The sequence below is a fragment of the Lactobacillus gigeriorum DSM 23908 = CRBIP 24.85 genome, from assembly GCF_000296855.1.
Classification (GTDB): domain Bacteria; phylum Bacillota; class Bacilli; order Lactobacillales; family Lactobacillaceae; genus Lactobacillus; species Lactobacillus gigeriorum.
In genome coordinates this window covers 18,215-39,444 of the sequence record NZ_CAKC01000009.1, presented here as the reverse complement: position 1 = coordinate 39,444, position 21,230 = coordinate 18,215, and the positions used below count along the sequence as shown (strand labels likewise).

General features: G+C 37.8%; 15 protein-coding genes. 1 reads left to right on the top strand and 14 read right to left on the bottom strand.

Going from position 1 to position 21,230, the window contains the following annotated elements; genetic code table 11:
• Window positions 1–30: 30 nt before the first annotated feature.
• The 13 genes from BN52_RS01025 to nrdD form a co-directional block, all read right to left on the bottom strand.
• Window positions 31–1,440 carry an ATP-binding protein gene (locus BN52_RS01025; RefSeq protein WP_008472202.1) on the bottom strand — a complete coding sequence of 470 codons (1,410 nt, stop codon included), beginning with the start codon at window positions 1,438–1,440 and terminating at the stop codon, window positions 31–33.
• Window positions 1,441–1,570: 130 nt separating this feature from the next.
• Window positions 1,571–2,347, bottom strand: coding sequence for a hypothetical protein (locus BN52_RS01020; protein WP_008472200.1), 777 nt, complete (start codon window positions 2,345–2,347; stop codon window positions 1,571–1,573).
• A gap of 192 nt (window positions 2,348–2,539) precedes the next feature.
• Entirely contained in the window at window positions 2,540–3,412 is an 873-nt protein-coding gene (locus BN52_RS01015; protein ID WP_008472199.1) for an ROK family protein, read from the bottom strand.
• A complete protein-coding gene (locus BN52_RS01010; protein ID WP_008472198.1) occupies window positions 3,412–4,515 on the bottom strand; it encodes an ABC transporter ATP-binding protein in 1,104 nt (367 codons plus the stop codon). The genes BN52_RS01015 and BN52_RS01010 overlap by 1 nt, the downstream gene beginning before the upstream one ends.
• Before the next feature lie 113 nt (window positions 4,516–4,628).
• Entirely contained in the window at window positions 4,629–5,468 is an 840-nt protein-coding gene (locus BN52_RS01005; RefSeq protein WP_008472197.1) for a helix-turn-helix domain-containing protein, read from the bottom strand.
• Window positions 5,469–6,011: 543 nt separating this feature from the next.
• Window positions 6,012–7,343 (bottom strand): RNA-guided endonuclease InsQ/TnpB family protein, encoded by a 1,332-nt coding sequence (locus BN52_RS00995; RefSeq protein ID WP_008472192.1) that lies wholly within the window; start codon window positions 7,341–7,343, stop codon window positions 6,012–6,014.
• A 61-nt stretch (window positions 7,344–7,404) separates the two neighbouring features.
• Entirely contained in the window at window positions 7,405–7,947 is a 543-nt protein-coding gene (locus BN52_RS00990; RefSeq protein ID WP_008472191.1) for an IS607 family transposase, read from the bottom strand.
• Between the two features lie 270 nt (window positions 7,948–8,217).
• Complete coding sequence (locus BN52_RS00985) at window positions 8,218–9,270, bottom strand: Fic family protein (protein WP_008472190.1); 1,053 nt, start codon at window positions 9,268–9,270, stop codon at window positions 8,218–8,220.
• Window positions 9,271–9,411: 141 nt separating this feature from the next.
• Window positions 9,412–12,261, bottom strand: a complete 2,850-nt coding sequence (locus BN52_RS00980) for an AAA family ATPase (RefSeq protein ID WP_008472188.1) — start codon at window positions 12,259–12,261, stop codon at window positions 9,412–9,414.
• Window positions 12,262–12,390: 129 nt separating this feature from the next.
• Window positions 12,391–13,608 carry a DUF438 domain-containing protein gene (locus tag BN52_RS00975; RefSeq protein ID WP_008472187.1) on the bottom strand — a complete coding sequence of 406 codons (1,218 nt, stop codon included), beginning with the start codon at window positions 13,606–13,608 and terminating at the stop codon, window positions 12,391–12,393.
• A complete protein-coding gene (locus BN52_RS00970; RefSeq protein WP_008472186.1) occupies window positions 13,601–14,176 on the bottom strand; it encodes an iron-sulfur cluster assembly protein in 576 nt (191 codons plus the stop codon). The genes BN52_RS00975 and BN52_RS00970 overlap by 8 nt, the downstream gene beginning before the upstream one ends.
• 72 nt (window positions 14,177–14,248) lie before the next feature.
• Window positions 14,249–14,962, bottom strand: coding sequence for an anaerobic ribonucleoside-triphosphate reductase activating protein (gene nrdG, locus BN52_RS00965; RefSeq protein WP_008472185.1), 714 nt, complete (start codon window positions 14,960–14,962; stop codon window positions 14,249–14,251).
• Window positions 14,962–17,169, bottom strand: a complete 2,208-nt coding sequence (nrdD, locus tag BN52_RS00960; protein ID WP_008472183.1) for an anaerobic ribonucleoside-triphosphate reductase — start codon at window positions 17,167–17,169, stop codon at window positions 14,962–14,964. Before nrdD ends, nrdG begins: the two co-directional genes overlap by 1 nt.
• A 433-nt stretch (window positions 17,170–17,602) precedes the next feature.
• On the opposite strand from nrdD, the gene BN52_RS00955 reads away from it, so the two are divergent.
• A complete protein-coding gene (locus tag BN52_RS00955) occupies window positions 17,603–19,723 on the top strand; it encodes a YSIRK-type signal peptide-containing protein (protein ID WP_008472182.1) in 2,121 nt (706 codons plus the stop codon).
• Between the two features lie 143 nt (window positions 19,724–19,866).
• Here BN52_RS00955 and BN52_RS00950 read toward each other — a convergent pair whose 3' ends face one another.
• Window positions 19,867–21,228, bottom strand: coding sequence for a response regulator transcription factor (locus BN52_RS00950; RefSeq protein WP_082621065.1), 1,362 nt, complete (start codon window positions 21,226–21,228; stop codon window positions 19,867–19,869).
• Window positions 21,229–21,230 lie beyond the last annotated feature (2 nt).

Genomic DNA, 21,230 nt, shown 5'->3' with positions numbered 1-21,230 from the left:
ATTTGTAAAAAAGCCTTCTCTTTTAAGTCATTACTTGAAAAAGTTTTGATATTCAACTACTTTTACGCCTCGATTAGTCGCATATTCATCGAAATCTTCATTGCTTTTTTTAACAAAAACATAATAATAAATCGAATTAAATTCGCCGATTAACGCCGCTCTATTGATCAACGTATCTACGATCTGATGGCTTAATTTATCAGGATTTCGCCATTTACATTCAGCAATTATTATTTCTGAATTATCAAAATTTGGTGCTACCAAATCAACTTCTTCTTGACGTTTTAAGATTGGATTGGTCCCCCACCAACTCTTAATTGTTCTAGGCTCGAGTGGAAGTTCAGTTTGAGCCCAAATCCAATCCGCAGATGCCTTTTCAAAAGTTGATCCAAGGAAGCGTGGAAGCTCATGCATAATTTCTTCCAATAAACCTTGCGTTCTTTCTAAAGCTATTAAATCTTGCTTTCCAGCAATAAATTTAAACCAAAATTTAAATAGGCTATCTTTGATCGCATAAATGAATTTTCTTCGATTGTTTTCAAAAATTGGCTTTTTTCTTTCAATAATGTCCAGTTCCAATAAATTCTTTAGGTATTGACTGATCGAGTTAGTTCCATTAAATCCAATTGCCTGCATTATTTCCGAATTTTTATTTTTTCCATGAGCAATTGCTTCTAGTATCGAAAAATAGGTAGCAGGATTTCTTAGTTCTTGTTGTAGAAGGATATTTGGTTCATTTTGCAATACCGCATTTTGATTCAAGAATAACGATTCAATATTCTGCTGCACCGTCTTCTTTTCATCAACGAATTCAAGATATTGAGGAACTCCACCTGTGATGCCATAGTAAACCAATAAATCTTCTTTAGCGACCTTAGGCAACATTTTGCTGACATCGAAAATATTAAAAGGTAATAATTTCAATTGCCCTGTACGTCTTCCATACAATGGACTTTGGTAGCCTAAAACTTGATGTTCCATAAACGACACCGATGAACCACATAAAATCAGCATAATATTGGCATGTTCAATAAACAAATGATCAATCACATATTGTAGTATTGAAGAAATACTTCTATTAGACTGTGCTAAATATGGATATTCATCTAACACAAGAATTAATTTTTCAGATTGCCGATCAGCAATATCTTGAATCTCTTCAAAAGCTTCACGAAAGTTAGCAAATACACGATTTTTATTTATTCTATTAGGATTTTCATAACTAAAAATCACTTCCGACAAAAACCGCAAATTTGTTTCTGATGTTGCTTCTATTCCCTGAAGATAGATTGCTGGTTTATCTTCAATAAATTTTTTAATTAACGAAGTTTTCCCAATTCGACGTCGACCGTAAATGACTGCCATCTCAAATCGGTTACTTTGATACATGACGTTTAGGTTTTTTAATTCCTTTTCTCGTGCCACAAATGAATTAACCATGATATCACCTCAAGTAAATTATATCACGATAATCCAAATTACCGTAATCGTAATTATCGTAATTATAATTATTATAATCGTAATTATCTAATTTGCTTTGAGCAGAAAAAGAGCGAGCCTAAACGCTCACTTATTTGAAAAAACAGATCAAAAGTGCAATGATCGCCAGAATCAAAATAAACTCAGTGATCACCACAGCCTTACTCTTTTCCTGCTTAGCTGGTGCCTTGGATTCAACCTTAACCACCTTTTTAGTTTTAGGTGCTTCCTTTCCCCCTTTTACTTTTAACTTTGGCTTCTTCTTGATCTTTGCAGGTTCCTGCTTAAGATCATCAAAAACCACTCGATTTTCATACCATTGATCAGGAGGCAAAATATGCCGAGCAATCCGATCGGGAAAACTCTTTACCTTTTTGTTGCTCTGCAATTCACCTACGTATGGTAGGTCAAGATGTTCGTAAGTATTCGCAAAAAAAGCCACTAAATCATAAAACGAGGTCATTAATTTTTGCACGTCTTTTTGAGAAAAACTGCGATCAACGTCATGGGTCATTGCATTAGCTTGGCGACGAATTTTATTCATAACGCCATTTACGCCATATGGAAAAGCCTTTACATCCGAGTATTCGTGAATAATACTGCCAAGACTGAAGCTGTCCCAAGCAATGGGCACCAAGGTATGTAATAATTCATCGGCATAGAACAACTTTGTGAGTAAATCTTCAGTCAATTTACGTACTTGTGTTCCCAAAGCACTATATTGATGATTTTTCAAAAAAGTGTAGAGCGATTCAGGGTTACTTTCACTAATGATTTTGTCTGCTAATCGATAACTGTTATCGTCTAAAAAATAGCCTTTTTCCAAAAAAGAAAAATGCTTGCGCCATTTTTCAGCCAAATCTGCCATCGCTCATCACCTCACTAACTTTTTTCTACTTTAATTATAACAAATTATCTATGTAGGTTGAGAACTATTCAACTTTTTGGCTAAATTTAAGGACCTTTTTGTCTCACAATTTTTATAAAAAAAGCGGTGATATCCAATTGGAAATCATCGCTCTCTTGCGTTTGGGGAACTATTTTAATATTTCTATACATATTATTTATGCTCTTGCAAAAAATCAACCACAGCACCATAGAGATTAGCATTGCTCTTGAATTGACATAATTCAACTTCTGGTTCGATTTCAGCAATTGGAACACTTGCCACCATTTCGTGAATCTTCTTCTTTAAAAGTGGCAATAGACGTGGGTTATTTGAAACACCACCACCCAGAATAAATTTTTCGGGATCATAAGAATATTGGAGATTGTAGATCGAGACTGCTAATGATTTCAGCATTTTTTCTCGCAATTCATAAGCAATCTGATTACCTTGATCAGCCAAATCAAATACTTCCTTGCCCGTGAGGCCTTCGCCGGTAATTTCATTATACTTGCGTGCTAAATTAACTGGGGAACAAGCCTCGCTTAAAGTTTCATGATCATTTACCAGCATAAAGCCAAACTCACCACCATAAAGGTGACTACCATGGAAAATCTTACCATCGATAATGATTGCCCCACCAATTCCAGTTCCAAGAACCAGGAATAGAACATTCTTATTGTCCTTACCTGCGCCATTGGCAACTTCTGCTAGAGCAGCACAATTGGCATCATTTTCAATACTTACAGGCAAATCAAATAAAGTCTCTAACTGCTCAAAAATAGGAAAGCCATGGATATATCGGATAGCACTTGCGCCATCAATTTGACGAGCTTCTTTATTAACTGCACCTGGAGAGCTAATAGCAACGCCACTGATATCCGCATAAGTTGCTTTAATTTCATCTACCCGATGTTTTAAAATCTTATAAAAACTGGCAATATTATCTGGTGTTGGTTCACTGCCTAAGGTAATTAATTCATTGTTGACCCAAGCACCAAACTTGATACTAGTACCGCCAATATCAATTACTGCTAAATTTTTCATTATCTGATAGCCTTAGTTGTATCCTTATCAAAGAAGTGTGCCTTGTTGACATCGAAGCCCATCTTCACCTTGTCTCCAGGTTTGAAGTAGTCTCTTGAATTAATGTTTGCTACGAATTCAGTATCATCTACCTTTTGGTAAAGTTGAACGGTTGAACCTAAGAGTTCTGAAACAACAACTTCTGATTCAACAACGGCATCTGGCCAAGTTTCAAGGAAGGCTTGTTCTGCGTGTACGTCTTCAGGACGGATACCAAAGACAAGATCCTTATCATTGTAGCCCTTTTCGTTAAGTATCTTAGCCTTACCTTCTGGAATAGCAATTGAGAAGCCCTTACCGTCAGTAATGCGACCATCATTGTAGTGAACGTGGAAGAAGTTCATTTGAGGTGAACCAATGAACCCAGCAACAAACATGTTTACTGGCTTGTTGTAAACTTCAAGTGGACTACCAATTTGTTGTACTTCACCAACTGACATAACCACTACTCGGTCAGCTAAAGTCATGGCCTCAGTCTGGTCGTGAGTTACGTAGATGGTAGTGGTCCCCAATCTTTGGTGCAACTTGGCAATTTCAGCACGCATGGAAACTCTCAATTTAGCATCCAAGTTTGACAAAGGTTCGTCCATCAAGAAGATTGGCGCATCCCGGACAATTGCTCTACCCAAAGCAACACGCTGTCTTTGACCACCAGATAATTCTGCTGGCTTCTTTTGCAAGTAATCTTCCAAGCCTAAAATTTTAGCTGCGTGGTTTACTCGCTTTTCAATATCTTCTTTTGAGTAGTGTCTCAATTTAAGTCCAAATGCCATGTTGTCATAAATCGTCATGTGAGGGTACAAAGCGTAGTTCTGGAATACCATGGCAATGTTACGATCCTTTGGTGCTACATCGTTCATTACCTTGTGGTCGATTTCTAGCGTACCCTTGGATATATCTTCCAAACCGGCAATCATTCTAAGCGTAGTTGATTTACCACATCCTGATGGTCCAACAAAAACGATAAATTCCTTATCTTTAATATGTAAGTCAAAGTCGTTTACTGAATAAAAATCGTTCTTTTCGTATTTTTTGTAAATATGATTTAAGTCTACTTCTACCATTTTTTAAACCTCTTTTTCTCTCGATGGTTATATCATCCCACATTATTGAAAGCGGTTTAATATAAAAAGTGCCCAAAAACATTTATCATTTTTGTGCACTTTTACGAAAGGGCTTACTTACTACGGATTGCCATTAAAGCAAACACTAAATCATCCACTTTACGAAGATTAAGACCAAAATCATCACGTAATTTATCAAGGCGATATTCAAGGGTGTTACGATGTAAGAACAACTGCTTAGATGCTTTAGAGAGATTGCCACCTACTCGGTAAAGTTCAACAATAAGTTGCGGATAGCTCTCGTTTCGTTCAAGCTTTTTCCGATAAGCCTTTAGCAGACCATTATGATTAGCTTGATTCAAGTAATATGAAAAAGCCCGCTCTGGAATAGTACTTACCTGGTCTAACTGCTGACTGTCGGTAGCAAAAATTGTCCTTTCTTCATTGAATATTTCAGGCAGATTATCTGCTGTTTCCCAAATCAAGCCAATTTGTAAACTAGTTTGGCAATCAAAGTCACTATCAATGGCGCTGATAATTCCTGTAAAATCTTCCTTAGTTAGTAAACAATCTTGATCAACGATTATAAATAACTCATCTGTTAGCCAAAACTGACTGCTATTGGTAAAAAATGAATGGGTCAATTCTTCCCAGCTAGAACGCAAATCATGTGCGAGTTTATTAACTTTTAAATATAAAAAACGAACCTTTTTGACAATCGCAGGCTGTGTGCCCTTTTCCATCAAATAGTTTTGCCAAGGATTATAGTCATCATTAGCCACTGTTTTAACATCAAATAATTCTAGTAGTGCTAACTCACGCTCAGTTAATGAAGCAACCGGAAATGCTATTTTTCCTAATTTAGTCTCAATGATTTGGCTATTTTCTGGATAATCGTTATTCTTAATTAATTTTGCATCTGGAAAAAGGTCTAAGATATCTTTATTGTTCACAATTCTCACCCGTATTTGTTGTATCAATCTTATTATAGCGAAAGCCTTTTCAGATACCAAGTTGAGTTCAAGAAAAAAATGCCTGAGTTAGTTCAGGCATTCATATCAATTTGTTATTTTATGTTTTTTTGATCTTCTATAATCAAAGATCATTCCACTAATATAGACTGGATAAAGCAAGAACACCCACCATGTATATTGCGATAATCCAACAAATGGCAAAATTATTACTGTTAATCCCACAATCAAATTAACCGCTATAGTAACTGACCACCAGAACTTGTTATTCATCATGATTCACGCTTTCATCAAATCGGTTATTACACCATTATTATGTTAGAAAATATTAGGTCAATGCGATCATTTTGCTTTATCTGATCTCATTTTTCCTAAGAACGCGATCTTTTTCATGTCGATATCTGCCCTCAACCTTTTTAAGCGCTCCCCTTATCTATTCCGACAAGCGAAACTATAAGGACGACTTTACAAGAGCGTCAACCAGCTGAATTCGGTCGCCTGCTATCTTCTTCGTCAAGTGGTCGCTCAGATGAGAGCGGACCATTTGACTGGGCGTAACACTACGTCCGCTATTCCATTGGCTAATGAAACCTTTGGAAATGCTTTTCTAGTTATCTGGAAGGCTCCGTTGACGTCCGCATTGATCAGTCGGCCGTCGTTGGATCTAAACAGGCCGCGACTAATGCGCCGATTGACGGGGCTTTTTCCCTGCTTTTTGCGGCTCTTGTTGCCATTCTGCCAGCAAGGCTGTTCATGGTCTAAGGCGCTGGTTTGACTAGTATAACTTTCATTGGTTCTAATCACACTGATGCCTGCTAGATTAGCCTTGTATTGAAGCATTTCGATCATGACCTTGTGAGGAATGCTAATGAAGTTCTGATTGCTCTTCTTGCCCATGTCGGAGCTTCTCTTCCACGACTTGTTGTTACCGATAACGATCGTGTTTGTCTCACAGCTTAGCGCATAGTCAACGATGCGCTTGGTGGCTTTGTGAGCAAACTCTCTGATCTTGGCATTGCGCCAGGCTGTCAATCTCTTCATGGCCTTGGTTTCCTGGTAGACGGGCTTTTTTCCCTGCTTGGTATCAATGATGCTTTCAAGCTGACGATACCTTGCCTGCAGCGCCTTTAGTCTCGACCGCTCCTTGTTGTAGTACTGGTTGACCGATTTTATCCCTCGACCGTTTATGAGCAGAGGAGCGTTCTTGGTATTGGTCACGCAGGCAAAGGCGTTGTCTACGCCAGGATCGATTCCTAGATATTTTCCATTGTCCGGCAGATAGGTAATCTTCTGGTCGATCTTATACTGGACGACAACCTTATAGCCGTCATAGATCGGCTTAAAGGCGACTCTTTGAATGGCCTTGATCTGGGGCGCCAGCTTCAGCTTGAAGCCTAGCTTAGGTATGACCAGGCAGCCGTCCTTAACCTTGGCGTTTTGGTTGGTGACAAAAAAGGTATGCCTTTGACCCTTGCGCAGATACCTAGGCATTCTTGGCCGACCGGTAAACCTGCCAGGATTGGCCTTATATGCCTTTAAGGCCTTAAGCCATGCCTGCCAAACCGTATTGACTTCCTTCAGGGTCTGCTGGGCCGACTGAACGTAGCCCAAGTCGTGGTAAAGCATGGACTCTCGCGCTTGATACCTTTGCTTGAACAGGCTGTCGAGCCCGCCGTAGCCTTTGACGTATCTCTTCTTGAAGAAGCCCTGACGCAGGTCATAGAGGGCTCGGTTATACAGATCATGGCTAGCGTGGCTAAACTGATCGAGCAATGCAGTAGCTGGTATCAAATACTCGCTAGACAGGTGGCTGTACTGAACCGAGTTTCTTGGAACTTCCTTATTTTTCTTAGGCATCGAATTCGCCTCCTTTCCATAGCTATTGTCTCAAAAATAAAGACAGGATGCTCGGCTCGCTCTACGACTTTTTAGAAAAACTGCTAAGCAGAGCAGTGATCTCCTCCAAGAGCTCCTGTTCATCGGTTTTAGGATTCGTTTCGTCTGAAATCACTTCAATTTCAGTGCCATAGTTTTTGAAGAAGTATTCAAACAAGTCGAAGCCTACGCGGCTCAAGCGATCCTGATGAGTAACAATGACACGCTTTACTTTGCCCTCTAGGATTAGATCAAGCATTTTGAAGAACTCCCGGCGCTTTTTGAAAGAAATGCCACTGGCTATGTCTTGAAAACGAGCATCGACTTTAAAGCCCTTGCTCTGAGCAAAATCAGATAATTCTTGCATTTGATTGGCGAGATCGGCTTTCTGCTTGGAGGTTGAAACTCGACCGTATAAAACGGTCATTCTGCTCGAGCGCTTATTCTTAAGCAAGAAGACCGAATCGTCGTCGAATACGTATTGGCCAGTGGGCAGTCTGGTGGCTTCGAGAATTCCTTTTTCGCGATAGCGCTTCAAAGTCGAGCGGCTGATTTGAAGCAGATCCATTACTTTTCCAGCCTTCATATTATCATCTCCTTTGCAAATATTATATCATACACATTCACAATTAATCAATAAAGCAGTAAAAAAATAAGCAATCGATCCAAATGATTGCTTATGAGATAATTAATATGATTTTTTCTAACTATATCTTAAAGCGCTTACGATATCGATATTTTTGTCCGTTCAAGAAAAAATAGGTCGCTATTCTTGATCATCATCTAATTATTCTTGATCATTTTAGCATAAATGATCAAGATTAAGTGCAAATGATCAAGAAAATGATCAAGATTACTAAATTGCGATATACTTAGTGCTTCTTCCTCCTCCAATCATCTGTATCTTATTTTTCTGCTTTAGATCGTGTAAGGCACGTTGAATTGAAATTTGGCTATAACGAGGTATTAATTCAACCAATTCTGCTTTTGATAATGGTCTTAATTGTTTACGTAAAGTTTTTAAAACTAGATCCTCAGCAGTCAATTCTTTCTGTTGAGTATGAACCAATCCCATGCGTTCAATTAATTCACGATACGCACGTACAACAATACCTAAATAATAGTTAATAAAGGGAAGATAGTCATTTTGGTTTTCATTCCATCCCACTGAGCTAGCAGCTAATGCTTGATAATAATCTGCTTTACTTTCTTCAATTATCTTTTCTAAACTAATATATTTTCCAACTTCAAATCCAAGTTGATACATCGTTAATAGCATCAATAACTGCGACATTCTGCCATTACCATCTCTAAATGGATGGATCGATACAAAATCAAAAACAAAAGCAGCAGATAAAACCAATGGATTAATAGCTCGCTGATGATTCGATCGTTCATATTGTTCTGATAGTTGAGTAATTAATTCCGGCACAAGATAAGCTTCAGGTGGATTAAATCGAACTTCCTCATGACCATCTTCATATTTAGCAATAATTTTATTATTAATATCTTTAAATTTACCGCCCCAATTATCACCTGCGTATTTAAACAATCTACTATGCATAGTTAAAATAGTATTTTTTGAAATTTGCATATAGTTATAATTTTCATGTATTAAATTCAAGACATCGCGATAACCCGCAATCTCTTGCTCATTTTGATTATATGGTTGAACCTTATTCATCATGATCTTATTCAACCGATTGTCAGTCGTGAAAATTCCTTCTATTCGGTTAGAAGCATCTGTACTTTGAATTTTGGCTACTGCAACCAATTTTTCTAGTTCCTCACGATAGTCTATCTGATAACTACTAGTTTCACCTCGCAGTTGATAAATTGTCGTTAACTTATTGATAGCTTCATTGTCTAATTGCAGATTATTCAATGTTGTGTAATCAAATTTTTTCATTTTGCACCTTAATCTTGATCATCATCTAATTATTCTTGATCATTTTAGCATAAATGATCAAGATTAAGTGCAAATGATCAAGAAAATGATCAAGATTAATCACCAACAAAAAAATCGCCTGGTTTTCCAGACGATTTTTCATTAGTTTAATCCTGCCAATTTATCCAAATCAGCATCTGTAATTTTTAAAATATCATTATGTTCAAGATCCCTCGTAACTCGTTCTGCTTGAATTCTAGTCAAGCGGTCATTAAAGACTTGAACCCAACGTCCATTACCCGTTTCCGTTGATGGATGATACTTTTGTTCGATAACTTCCTTATATTTAGCTTCGTCAACTCGATATTCTTTTTCATGCAGTTTTTGTAAACCAATCTGGCAAATTGCATCAACATCATAATCTTCAAAGTCAAACTTGTTAGGAATACGGCTCTTTAATCCGGTATTTGTTTCTAAAAACTCTGCCATTTCTTGGTAGTATCCCGCAAAAATAATTACTAAATCATGGCGGTGATCTTCCATAAACTTAAGAATTTCCGTTACTGCTTCTTTACCAAAGTCTGTACCACTGTCATCTCGCTTAGCCAAATCATAGGCTTCATCGATAAAGAGCACACCACCCAAAGCCGACTTCAAAATCTTTCTTGTTAATATTGCAGTATGACCAACATATTTACCAACTAAATCCGCACGAGTAACTTCAACGAATTTATCGCGTCTAATTACCCCTTTTTGGTATAAAGTCTTACCCATTAAGCGAGCAACGGTCGTTTTACCTGTACCTGGATTTCCTAGGAATAGTGAATGCAGAGTGTAGTCACTTGCTTCGTAACCCATCTCTTGCCGCTTTTTATTAATTAGGGCCATGCTGATAAATTCATCGATTTGTTCTTTAACGCGTTTTAAGCCAATCAAATGTTGTAATTGCTCATAAGCATCTTCTTGTGAGCCTTCGATATAACTTCCTTGGTTGACTAATTCATCAATATCGCCATTCACCAAAACATCTGGGCTTTGATCAGGATGATCAGCAATGCGCTTTGCCATTTGTAATTCAAGACCTTGAGCAATATTACGCGACCAACGTGCATTACCAGTATCAAAGTCATTGCGATACAAACTTGCAATCCGTTTATCAAAGTACTCAGGATCTTCTGGGTGGACTTCGTCGTCCTCTAACATATCTTTGGTAATTTGCACAATTTCTTTTGGGCTGTAGTCGTCAAAGTAGAATTTATTCGGAATTCTTGAATCAAGCCCTGGATTAGATTCTAAGAAGTCTTGCATTTCTTCAGTGTAACCCGCAAAAATAATGGCAATTTCATCACGATGATTTTCCATATATTTAAGGATTTGGGTAATAACTTCGTGTCCAAAGTCATTGCTTGAATCTTCAACGTTTAAGGCATATGCTTCATCGATAAAAAGCACGCCACCTTTTGCCCGTTCAAGCGTGATCGCAGTTTTCTGGGCACTTTCACCGATAACTTTACCAACTAAATCCTCACGACCAGCTTCAACAAACTTGAATTCTTCACCTGGAAGTACTCCAGCATCATATAAGATTTTGGCATAAAGACGAGCTACCGTGGTTTTACCTGTACCAGGATTTCCTAAAAAGACCGCATGCAAGGTATTACTGATAGTCTTAAGTCCTTGCGCCTTACGAATTTTATTAAATTTGATCAAAGTCGTAGTAGTCTTGATTTGCTCCTTAACTCGACCTAAACCAGTCAAGTTCATCAAGGTTTCCATCGCATCTTCTTTATCTCCAAGAGCAAAAAGATCCGGTTTAGGCTCTGCAGTAGTAGCAATTTCAATTCGACTATCGTTATCGATGATATTGATATATGGTAAACGGTTGACTTGTTCGATTCTTGCGTAGGAGCCACCTTTTAACTCTGCATAAGTGTCGCGAATGTCAGTCCGTACCTTTAAGGCAATCAAGACTGAATGATCTTTCAAAGTAAAGTTCTTCCATTTAGTTGCATGTTCAGAAGAAAAGTCTACATCTTGAATCTGTAACGTAGTATGGTCTTCAGCTTGTAAGCTTTGAATTGTCGCTGTACCGATTTCCACATCGCTTCGTGCAAAATAAATCAAGCTTAAATCTTCTTGATCGAGCTTAACAATACTATCTTCAATAATGAAATCATACTTACCCGCACCTGGAGTAAAAGTAGCTCCTTCCATGGTAGCACGCGACAGGTTAGTCAATCTTAAAGCAGTTCTTTGGTTACTAGTCAACTTCGAGTTTTTCAACTCTAATGTTGTTTTATCTGCAGCTATTGCAACCGAGCTACGGCTAGTTGCAATCTGACTATCTTTCAGCGTAACCGTGGAATCTTCTGTTGCCCAAATTTGCCCTACCAAGTTTGAATCTTTGGCAAAAAAGCGCGACTTTTCAACTTTAAAAGAAGCATAGTCATCTCGTTTAATCTGTGCCTTAACCTTACTCTTATTGATAATTTCAGCACTTGATTCTTCCAATTCGAGCATTAACTTATTGCCAACTTCTGCGTTAGCCTCAGTATGATCTAACCGCAATTTACTTTGCATAGTAAAACTAAATAACCCCGTTATTTTGCTATTCTTAAGGGTTACGTTAGCCTTTTTACCAGATATGGTTGCAAATCTTGCTACACCAGTGTTGCTGCTGGTAAAGGTACTATCTTCAACTTCGACACTGGCATGATCTACTGCTAAAATGCTTTGCAGTTCTGCATCATTCGTAAAATTGAGTTTACTGAATTTTATGGTTACATTATCTTCAATCTTAAAACTTGCTTTCAAGTTAGGAAATTGGCTTGCATCCACTTCATTCGTGGTAATTGTCAAACTTTTTGCAAGTGTAAATTGCTCAGGAAGCTCAAGGTTTTGGGCACCTTGGATTTCGAGAACATCCCCATCGCTAGCAGCCTTATAGGCTTCACTAAAAGATAGGATATTTTCATTTGCAGTGGTAGGCGTTCCTACTTTAAAAGTATTCATAAAAGACCTCCTAAGAATCCTTAATCCTGCCTATTATAGCGGATACATAACTAAAGATGCTAATAATTAGCCTAGAAAAAAAAATCTAAAAAGAATCTAAAATATGCAACTTTAGATTCTCACTTCAGTTTATTCAATCGTCCTTTTTTCCTCTTGCCATTGTCTGATTTCTGTCACATCTTCGCCTACTTCTAAGCACCCTAGGTATTTACCCGACTCATCATGAACTGCATAATAGCGTAAGTACAAGTAGCGTCCTAGTTTCTTAGGTTGAAACCAAAATTCGTAGTGATCTTTTTCTCCAGAATGAAATTGATGGAAAATTTTTTCAATTAACGGTCTACTTTTAGCTGTATGACAGTCAAAAACTGGTAAGCCTAAAACATTTTTCGAATGTGGATAAAAGCTAGCCACACCACCAAAAAAGGCTACGCGATCGTGTTCATCAACAAAGGTTAAAGCAAATGGCAACAGATCGATAATTGCTTGAATTTGCTTTAGATTCAAGCTTCCTTCCTTAAAATTAACCACCAAGCTTGAAAGATCAGCTAATCCGACTGTAGCTGGTTGGGCTTTTGGCAACTTTGGTCGCCAGTTCATTGGTGGATTAATCAAGGTATAGCCGATCTGCTTTTCTTCCTGCTTAACATTGTACCAATCACTGGCATCTGCTACTTCGTCAATCATTGGCAACATGATCTCTTCTTCCTTAAAGATCATCTCCAGCACTTCATGACCTGCCTTTTTTATTGCTTCTGTCAGCTCAGTTACATCTGGATCTTCATTATCAGTTAATGCTTCTGCTTTAGCAATCAAGGCGCGAATATCATCATCTACGCCCCACATTACTTGTGGCGGAGCAGTGATTCCATATTTGTTCATAATGGGAAAAATCGATGTTTCTTTACGACTATAATGTTTATCAACCGTCGCTAGATCATGCAAGGCTTGGCGAATCTTGCCTAACTCATCAGCCGATTGCTGTTTCTGCCATTTTTCAAGGTGCGGCAGTAAATAATCATTGATCAATGACTTAATTACCAAGTTTTCCAACTTAATGGTATGCACGGGATGTCCAGGAATTGAAAAATCTGGATTTTCATCATTGGTTTTAATATGATCGCGGAATAAATCCACATGGACATTGCAGAGGTATTGAATTGCACTAGGATCGAGGCCACCAGCAATTAATTGCCGTTCAGCATTAGTAATTTCAGAAACGTCAACTTGATCGAAGCTCTCTTGAAACATCCCTTTAGCAGTTTCTAAATCGCCACCAGCTTGAATGAAATGTAAAATTTTGAGGATTGCTTGTTGTCGCTTTTTCGGTGTATCTGCCTTAGTCATCGAACTCATAGCCTCGCTTTCTCAAATCATTTTTTACTTTTGCTAGGTCAAGCTTCATTGCCTTAGCACCAAGTTCAAGGGTCATTACTCGTCCAACGGTTTGCAACATCCCTGGAATCGTAATTCGGGTAAAACCGATCTCATACATATCCTGAACTAATTCAGGATAACGTTCAGTCAATTGTTTGATTGAGGTATGAACATCGAGGATTCGATCAGATTTTGCAGTAGTAGCTTCTTTGCCAGTTTCTTCAGTCCTCACCCCAAGCTGCTTCTTTGCAGCTTCGGTCATGCGCTCAACTGACCACACCGGATACCAGACTAATTTCACTTCAACCTCCTTAATTTCTGGTAGCTCCAATACTGCTTGTTTGATGTGTTCTTCTAGATAGTCATTTAACGGACATCCCATCGTCGTCAATGTCATTGAAATAATGCATTTTTCTCCTTGCAATTCAACGCCATAAATTAGGCCAAGATTTACAATATCAACGAATAGCTCTGGATCTTCAACCGTTTGTAATTTCTGGATAACTTGATCGCCAAGTTTTAATCTTGCTTCTTTCATTAATTTCTTCCTTATAAAAAATGCGGGTTTTCGCAACCCGCTTAAAATTTTAGCGCTTAATTTCTACTTTGACTACCGGACTAGTTTATCCCAAATTACTACTTTACCAGCCTTGAGGGATTTGGGAACATCGATAATTCGTTGATTGCTTGATCCTCTAAATTGCAGCCTCAAATCTTTTAAACTTTCCATAAATCGGCCATCAACGAGAATATCAATTTTTGACAGCATTTCTAGCTTATCCGGCGTTTCTTTCTGCAATTCATCCCAAGTATAACCTGACCAAGACCAAATATCTTTGCTGTGACCAAATTCTTTACGAATGCGGTCAATAATTCTTAAGCAAACCCAAGTATTTAAAAATGGTTCTCCTCCTAATAAAGTTAGCCCCTGAACATAAGGTTCCGCTAAATCCTTAATAATCCGATCTTCTAATTCCTGTGTATAAGGAACGCCATAATTAAAATTTTGGGCAGCTAAGTTATAGCAACCTGGACAATCGAACAAGCAACCTGAAACATAGAGGCTACATCTTACGCCTTCGCCATCAACAAAGTTAAAAGGCTTATAGTCAGCGATTTTATGCAAGCTGTAATCTTCACTCTTCCATTCTTGCGGTTTAGGATTTTTAGGCAAGCGTTTTTGGCGTAAGAGCTTTTTAGCGTGTTCTACTTGAGGTCGATAGTTATTAGAATCGACAAACATAGTATCGCCATCAATATTAACTTTAATTAAACTCCCCCGAACATCAGGTCCTTCTTGAGTATTATGATCTTTTTCAGGCATTAGTAGGCTTCATTCTTTCTAGCTTCAATGCTGGCAATTTTACTTTCCATTCCCAAATTCATGTGTTTTACTCGATGAGCAATTTCTTCATGACGACCATGAACCATTGGACGACTAAGTGGATTACCTAGATAGCCACATGTCCGCTTGACACAGTCACAAGTCTTAGGATCATGATTGCCACATTGAGGACATTCAAACCCTTTTGCAGTAGCCGTAAATTCTCCTGCAAAACCACATTTATAGCATTTGTCAATTGGCGTATTGGTTCCAAGATAACCTACTTGATCATAGGCCCAATCCCAAACGGCTTCTAAGGCAGCGGGATTTTGCTTCAAGTTTGGATACTCGCAATAATGGATAAAGCCTCCGGCGGCATATTTTGGATAGTCCTTTTCAAAAGTCAATTTTTCAAATGGCGTTGGATGTTTACGGACATCATAATGGAAAGAATTCGTGTAGTATTCTTTATCAGTAATATCCTTTACTTTTCCAAATTTCTTGAGGTCTAACTGGCAAAAACGGTCAGTCAAGCTTTCACTAGGGGTTGAATATAGACTGTAGTGATAGTGGTTAGGATCTTCTTGTTCCCATTTTGCACATAGATCATGCATCTTTTTAACGATTTCAATGGTAAAATCATGTGCTTCTTGATTATGTTCCCAATCTGAACCAAAGAATACTACCCCAACTTCGTATAAACCAATGTAGCCCAAAGAAATTGTAGCACGACCATTCTTAAACAAGTCGTTGACATCCCCATCTTCGCTTAAACGTTTACCAAAAGCACCATTTTGATAAAGGATCGGCGCATTTAAAGGCGTTGCTTGGGTCGTACGTTCAGCTTTAAACTTTAAGGCATCATGAGCGGTTTTCATACGCGTATCGAAAATTTGCCAGAAGCGGTTTACATCGCCTTGACTCTCCATCGCAATTCTCGGCAAGTTGACCGTTACCACGCCAAGATTCATTCGTCCGGAATTGACCTCTTCACCATTTTCATCTTTCCATCCTTGTAAAAATGAGCGACAGCCCATCGGGCACTTGAAAGAACCAGTAATCTCTTTGATCTTGTCGTACATTAAAACATCAGGATACATCCGCTTAGTAGAGCATTCTACAGCCAATTGTTTTACATCATAGTTAGGATCTCCTGGATGTAGATTTAGGCCACGTTTAATTGTAAACAATAATTTAGGGAAAATGGCAGTCCGATGATCCTTCCCTAGTCCAGCGATTCGAATCCGAAGAATATCTTTTTGAATCTCCTTTTCAATCCAAGAAGTTCCTAAACCAAAGCCTAATGAAGTAAATGGCGTTTGCCCTTGACTTGAAAACATGGTGTTGATTTCATATTCAAGACTTTGCAATGCATCGTAGATATCCTTCTTAGTCCGCTTTTTAGCAAATGCCTCAGCTTTATCAGCATCATCAATTAATTCTTTGGCATCAGCTAGATGTTTTTCGTAATTCTTTTGGGCAAATGGTGCCAGAACTTGATCTGCTCGGTCAAAGGAACAGCCACCATATTGACTGGAGGCAACGTTAGCAATGATTTGAGCTACTTGACTTGTAGCTACTCCAATCGAATTAGGACTTTCCATGAAGGCATTACCAATTTTAAAGCCATGAGTAAGCATTTCCTTGAAATCGATTAAGCAGCAATTAGTCATCGGTGAAAGTGGCGTATAGTCTAAATCATGCCAGTGAATGTCACCACGAAGATGGGCTTTGGCAATATGTTCAGGCATCATAGTTAAGCCCACAGTCTTACCAACAACGCCGGCCGTTAAGTCACGTTGAGTGCTGAACACATCACTATCTTTGTTAGCATTCTCGTTGACGATGGTCGGATCCTTTTGAATCATGCGTTCAAGTCGCTTCTTCGTATTGGTTTCTTCCTGCCACCGAACTTCATCTTCCTGACGATATTCTAAATATGCCTTGGCTTCATCAAGGTAGCCTAGTTCATTTAAGCTGTCGTGAAAAGCTATTGCAACTTCTTTCGCCAAAACTGAATGATGAGCGTTCAATTTACCCAAGATTTTGACCAAGAGTTCGTCTTTAACTTCGTCAAGATCTAGAGCATGAGCTACTAGTTCTAATTTAAATAATCTAAACGGATATTCTGCACCATCACGTTTAACAAAAATAGCGGGTGTTTTTAAATTTAAGCTTCTTTCTGAAGCAAAATTTTGGGCAAGCATGATAATCACTCCTATATCTATGCTCCTATGATAGCACAAAGTACAAGATATTGTATTCTATACAAATTATCACTTCATCATCTTGTATTATTAAAAAGCTTTTAATTTGGCCGATTGTCCTACTTTTTATTTGTCAAAAATATTCTTTGGCAATTTTGTAAAGCAAAATAATTATTGATAAAATGTTATTTTATATCTTTTGGTATAGCCCTTTTATAAGGAACTATATTGATATAGCAATATTTATTAAGATTTTCAAAATCTTGAAAAAACTTTGGTTTTCCCTTAACAAATAAAAATATGAGTGTAAAATTATCCTTGTTTTTTGAAACAAACATACATCAAAAAGTAACGACTGGTCTAGCGATCAGTTGTTATTTTTTAAGCAATGAATAACAATCGATATTTAATTTTAGAACTAGAAGGTAACATAATGAATTTTCGTAATACTCAAAACAAAGTAATAAATCGGTTTTCATTAAGAAAGTTAACTGTTGGTTTAGCTTCAGTAACTTTAGGTACATTTTTCTTGATGGCAAGCGGTCAAGTTAAAGCTGATACAACTAACGATAATGGTGAAACCACCACAACCGCAAAGCTTGATACTACTGATAAAACTACTAGTACAACCAATTTAACTGAAGAAAAAATTGCAGCTACCACCAACCAGCAAACCGTAGCTGTAACTCCTGATAAGCCATCAACTGATAAGCCTTACTATGATGGTAAACAAGTCGTTGATACGCCTTTTTATAACAACCCTCAAGGAACCAGTTCTGATTTATTAGAAAATAAAAATCATGATGGTAAATATACCATCTACTTTACTGCTAAAGATAAATCTGGTAAGGAATACACCAGTTCTTACGCTACCAGTAACTCCGGCATTCCTTATGTCTACCTTAATTCCTTGTTAGATAAAGACAAGGATGCATATGATCCTGATACTCTTGCCCTACATTTTTTCTATGAAAACGACTCAAGCAACGACCAGAGCATTAACTACTCGATTAAGTTACCTTCTTATACCAACGCATTTAAAGTTGGTAATCCTGAAGCAACTATCATACCTGATAGCAGTCGTAAAAACCAAGTAAGCATCACTAGTGCCAAGAATAATAACTATGATCTAAGCAAAATTACTGCGACCTTAGATAATGCTGCTGCAAGCCAAGGCGATTGGAGCCGAATGTACTTTATTCCAGTTACTTTAACCGTTAAAGGTAACGATCGCATCAATTTAAGTATTCCTTACAAACTTGTTGATACTAACGCAAATACCAAGACTGATGATTACAATGACTTTGATATCTTAGAAAACAACCAACAAACTGGTAAACTCATTGTAAGAACCTCATCTTATAAGCCTTTAGTTGATGCAGATGCCTTACCTGCTATTCGCACTAACACCGGTAATAACAATTATCAATATGTTCCCGATTTGGATGGTAAATTATCATCTCCTGAAACAGAAATTGTCCAAAACGATTTTCTTAACTATTACTACGATAATCCGATCAATGGTGCTCTTTCTGTCGATCAATCAACTGTAGTTGGTGACTACAGCTATACCTATCTCAAGTTGGCCGACTATGAAAAATATTTAACCCAACATGGCTACACTGTTGCTTTTGCAAATGGCAAACCAATGGATCACTACTTTTACACCTTAAGTAAAAGCGGAGCAACTCTTACCAATCCAGACGGATCAGCAGTTGACAAAGACGGTTTCTATTTTGAAGTTGTTCCCGTAATTTTACTCAATCAAGATCAAACTTATACCACCAAAACCGCACCTAAGGCTTGGAATCCTAGTGAATTAGTTAAAACAGTTGCTGATCCAACTAACTACCAGGTATGGGACAGTAAATCAAACAGCGCGCTTCGCCGTGATAACAGTAAAGCACAATTAACTGCTGGCGATTTCAAAGTTACGGTAACTCGTAATGGTCAAGTCGTAAGTCCTGATAAAGATGGTAATTATGATCTCTCGCAAGCTGGTGTCTACACTGTTACTTATTCAAGAGATTTCAATGGTACTGTTATTTCAAACTCTGGTACTATTACTGTAAATCCAGTACCAGAAAACAATGGTTCTTCTGATAACTCTGGTTCTAATGAAACAACCACCCCAGCTGAACCTACAACTGAACCAACTGATCAAACTCAACCAGCAACTAATGACAACTCGACCACTGAAGTAGAAAAATTAACCCCTGCTACTAAAGATGATCAAGCTAACAAAAATAACGCTAAGAATGATGAAACAACTGCTGAAACACAACACTTAACGTTACGTCATCACGATAAACAAACTAAGTCAGTAACAGTTGTAGCTAAAACTCGCCAAAGTAAAACCAATAACGCAAACGAAGGTACAGTAAAAGCATTGGCTGATACCAAAGCAAATAACCAAGTTAACCAAACTCAAGCTTTACCACAAACTGGTGAAGAACACGGCGAAAGTTTAACAATCGCTGGTTTAATTGCTATTCTCTTTGGTTTACTTGGTTTCTCAATCATTGATAAAAACGACAAGAAGAAAGCTAACTAACTGATTAAAACTCAGAAAGTTCAAAAGCGATGAACTCCATTTGGAAATTCATCGCTTTTTTGATTTTAAATCCCTTACTGACTTTCTCTATACGCAAAAAATCCTACCAAGATAATTATTTCATTATCTCAGTAGGATCAACTTTATCCTATTTTTTCTTTAAGTTGATGACGATACTCTTTTGGCGTCATCCCTAATTCCGTTTTGAACACTTTAAAAAAGTAGTTGGCCGTTGGATATCCAACCGCAATTGCTATTTCATTGGTATCAAGTTTATGATCTTGCAACAATTCAACTGCCCGTGCAATCCGGAATTCATTCAAATACTGGGCATATGACTTATCCAAGTGCTTTTTAAATAAAGCACCTAAATATACGTTATTTACATTAAGTTCTTTGCTTAACTTACTCAAAGATAATTTTTGTTCGTAATGCTCACGAGTAATATCAAGCACTTGCTCGATTAACTCAGGATACTGCTTACGATTATGGTAAATATAGTCTGCCACTTCAGATTCAATGACTTCAACAATAGTTGAAATTCGATCGGCTTGATCAATCTTGGCAATCATTTCGACCATTTGTTCTCGAGAGACTTGATAGTTTTCATATAACTTAAGTAGCAAAGTCCGTAATAGTTTTTTTACACCGGAGATAGTTAAGTTCGTTTGGGCTAATTCCTGAATTTTTGCTTCAAACAGCGTCTTAAACTCGTTATTAGCGATATAGCGAAAATCGATTTGATCCCAAAAACTCGAACTTTCAAGCGGTGGTTTTTCTTGACTCAAGTCCAGATATACCTGATCCAACTCCAGAAACTGAGCTCGTGAAAAGGCAGCCTTCATTAGGTGGTAGTGATGCGAAACTTCAATAATCGCTACCTCACGATCAATAACTACCTTACCTTTTAAAGCTGGTAATCCTTCAGGCAACTGCTTTAATAAATAGACTTTCTTATCCTCTTTGAAAATCGGACCCATTACCATATCTGAGCAGGAAATATTTGGAATCGATAATTGGTCATCGCATACAAGTAATTGGACTTCATCAGGTTTAGTTAGCTTCTCCTCGCCTGATAAAATCTTATTAGCCAAATGTTCTAATTCAAGACGATCTTTTTGCTTACTTTGTTCAATCCGTTTAATCGCCTTCTGAATAATCTCCTCTAATTCATCTGGGTCAACGGGCTTTTCAAGATAGTCAATTATCCCACTTTCAATCCCCGCTTTAGCATAGGTAAAATCGCTATAACCTGACAACACAATAATCTGAATATCTGGTCGACAAGCTCGCACTGCTGGTAAAAATTCGGCTCCATCTAGTTCAGCCATATTCATATCAGAGATTAAAATATCAACCTGATTTTGCTTTAAAAATTCAAGAGCTGCCTTCGGACTTTTTTCGGCACACACAATCTTAATATCAAAACTTGCCCAATCGATCAGCTTTTGCATCCCTCGCAAAATCATATATTCATCATCGACTAACATTAAAGAGTACATCATTT

Coding starts and splice junctions, on each gene's coding strand:
- BN52_RS01025 (WP_008472202.1), bottom strand. CDS start 1,440: ATGGTTAATTCATTTGTGGCACGAGAAAAGGAATTAAAAAACCTAAAC.
- BN52_RS01020 (WP_008472200.1), bottom strand. CDS start 2,347: ATGGCAGATTTGGCTGAAAAATGGCGCAAGCATTTTTCTTTTTTGGAA.
- BN52_RS01015 (WP_008472199.1), bottom strand. CDS start 3,412: ATGAAAAATTTAGCAGTAATTGATATTGGCGGTACTAGTATCAAGTTT.
- BN52_RS01010 (WP_008472198.1), bottom strand. CDS start 4,515: ATGGTAGAAGTAGACTTAAATCATATTTACAAAAAATACGAAAAGAAC.
- BN52_RS00995 (WP_008472192.1), bottom strand. CDS start 7,343: ATGCCTAAGAAAAATAAGGAAGTTCCAAGAAACTCGGTTCAGTACAGC.
- BN52_RS00990 (WP_008472191.1), bottom strand. CDS start 7,947: ATGAAGGCTGGAAAAGTAATGGATCTGCTTCAAATCAGCCGCTCGACT.
- BN52_RS00985 (WP_008472190.1), bottom strand. CDS start 9,270: ATGAAAAAATTTGATTACACAACATTGAATAATCTGCAATTAGACAAT.
- BN52_RS00980 (WP_008472188.1), bottom strand. CDS start 12,261: ATGAATACTTTTAAAGTAGGAACGCCTACCACTGCAAATGAAAATATC.
- BN52_RS00975 (WP_008472187.1), bottom strand. CDS start 13,608: ATGACTAAGGCAGATACACCGAAAAAGCGACAACAAGCAATCCTCAAA.
- BN52_RS00970 (WP_008472186.1), bottom strand. CDS start 14,176: ATGAAAGAAGCAAGATTAAAACTTGGCGATCAAGTTATCCAGAAATTA.
- nrdG (WP_008472185.1), bottom strand. CDS start 14,962: ATGCCTGAAAAAGATCATAATACTCAAGAAGGACCTGATGTTCGGGGG.
- nrdD (WP_008472183.1), bottom strand. CDS start 17,169: ATGCTTGCCCAAAATTTTGCTTCAGAAAGAAGCTTAAATTTAAAAACA.
- BN52_RS00955 (WP_008472182.1), top strand. CDS start 17,603: ATGAATTTTCGTAATACTCAAAACAAAGTAATAAATCGGTTTTCATTA.
- BN52_RS00950 (WP_082621065.1), bottom strand. CDS start 21,228: ATGATGTACTCTTTAATGTTAGTCGATGATGAATATATGATTTTGCGA.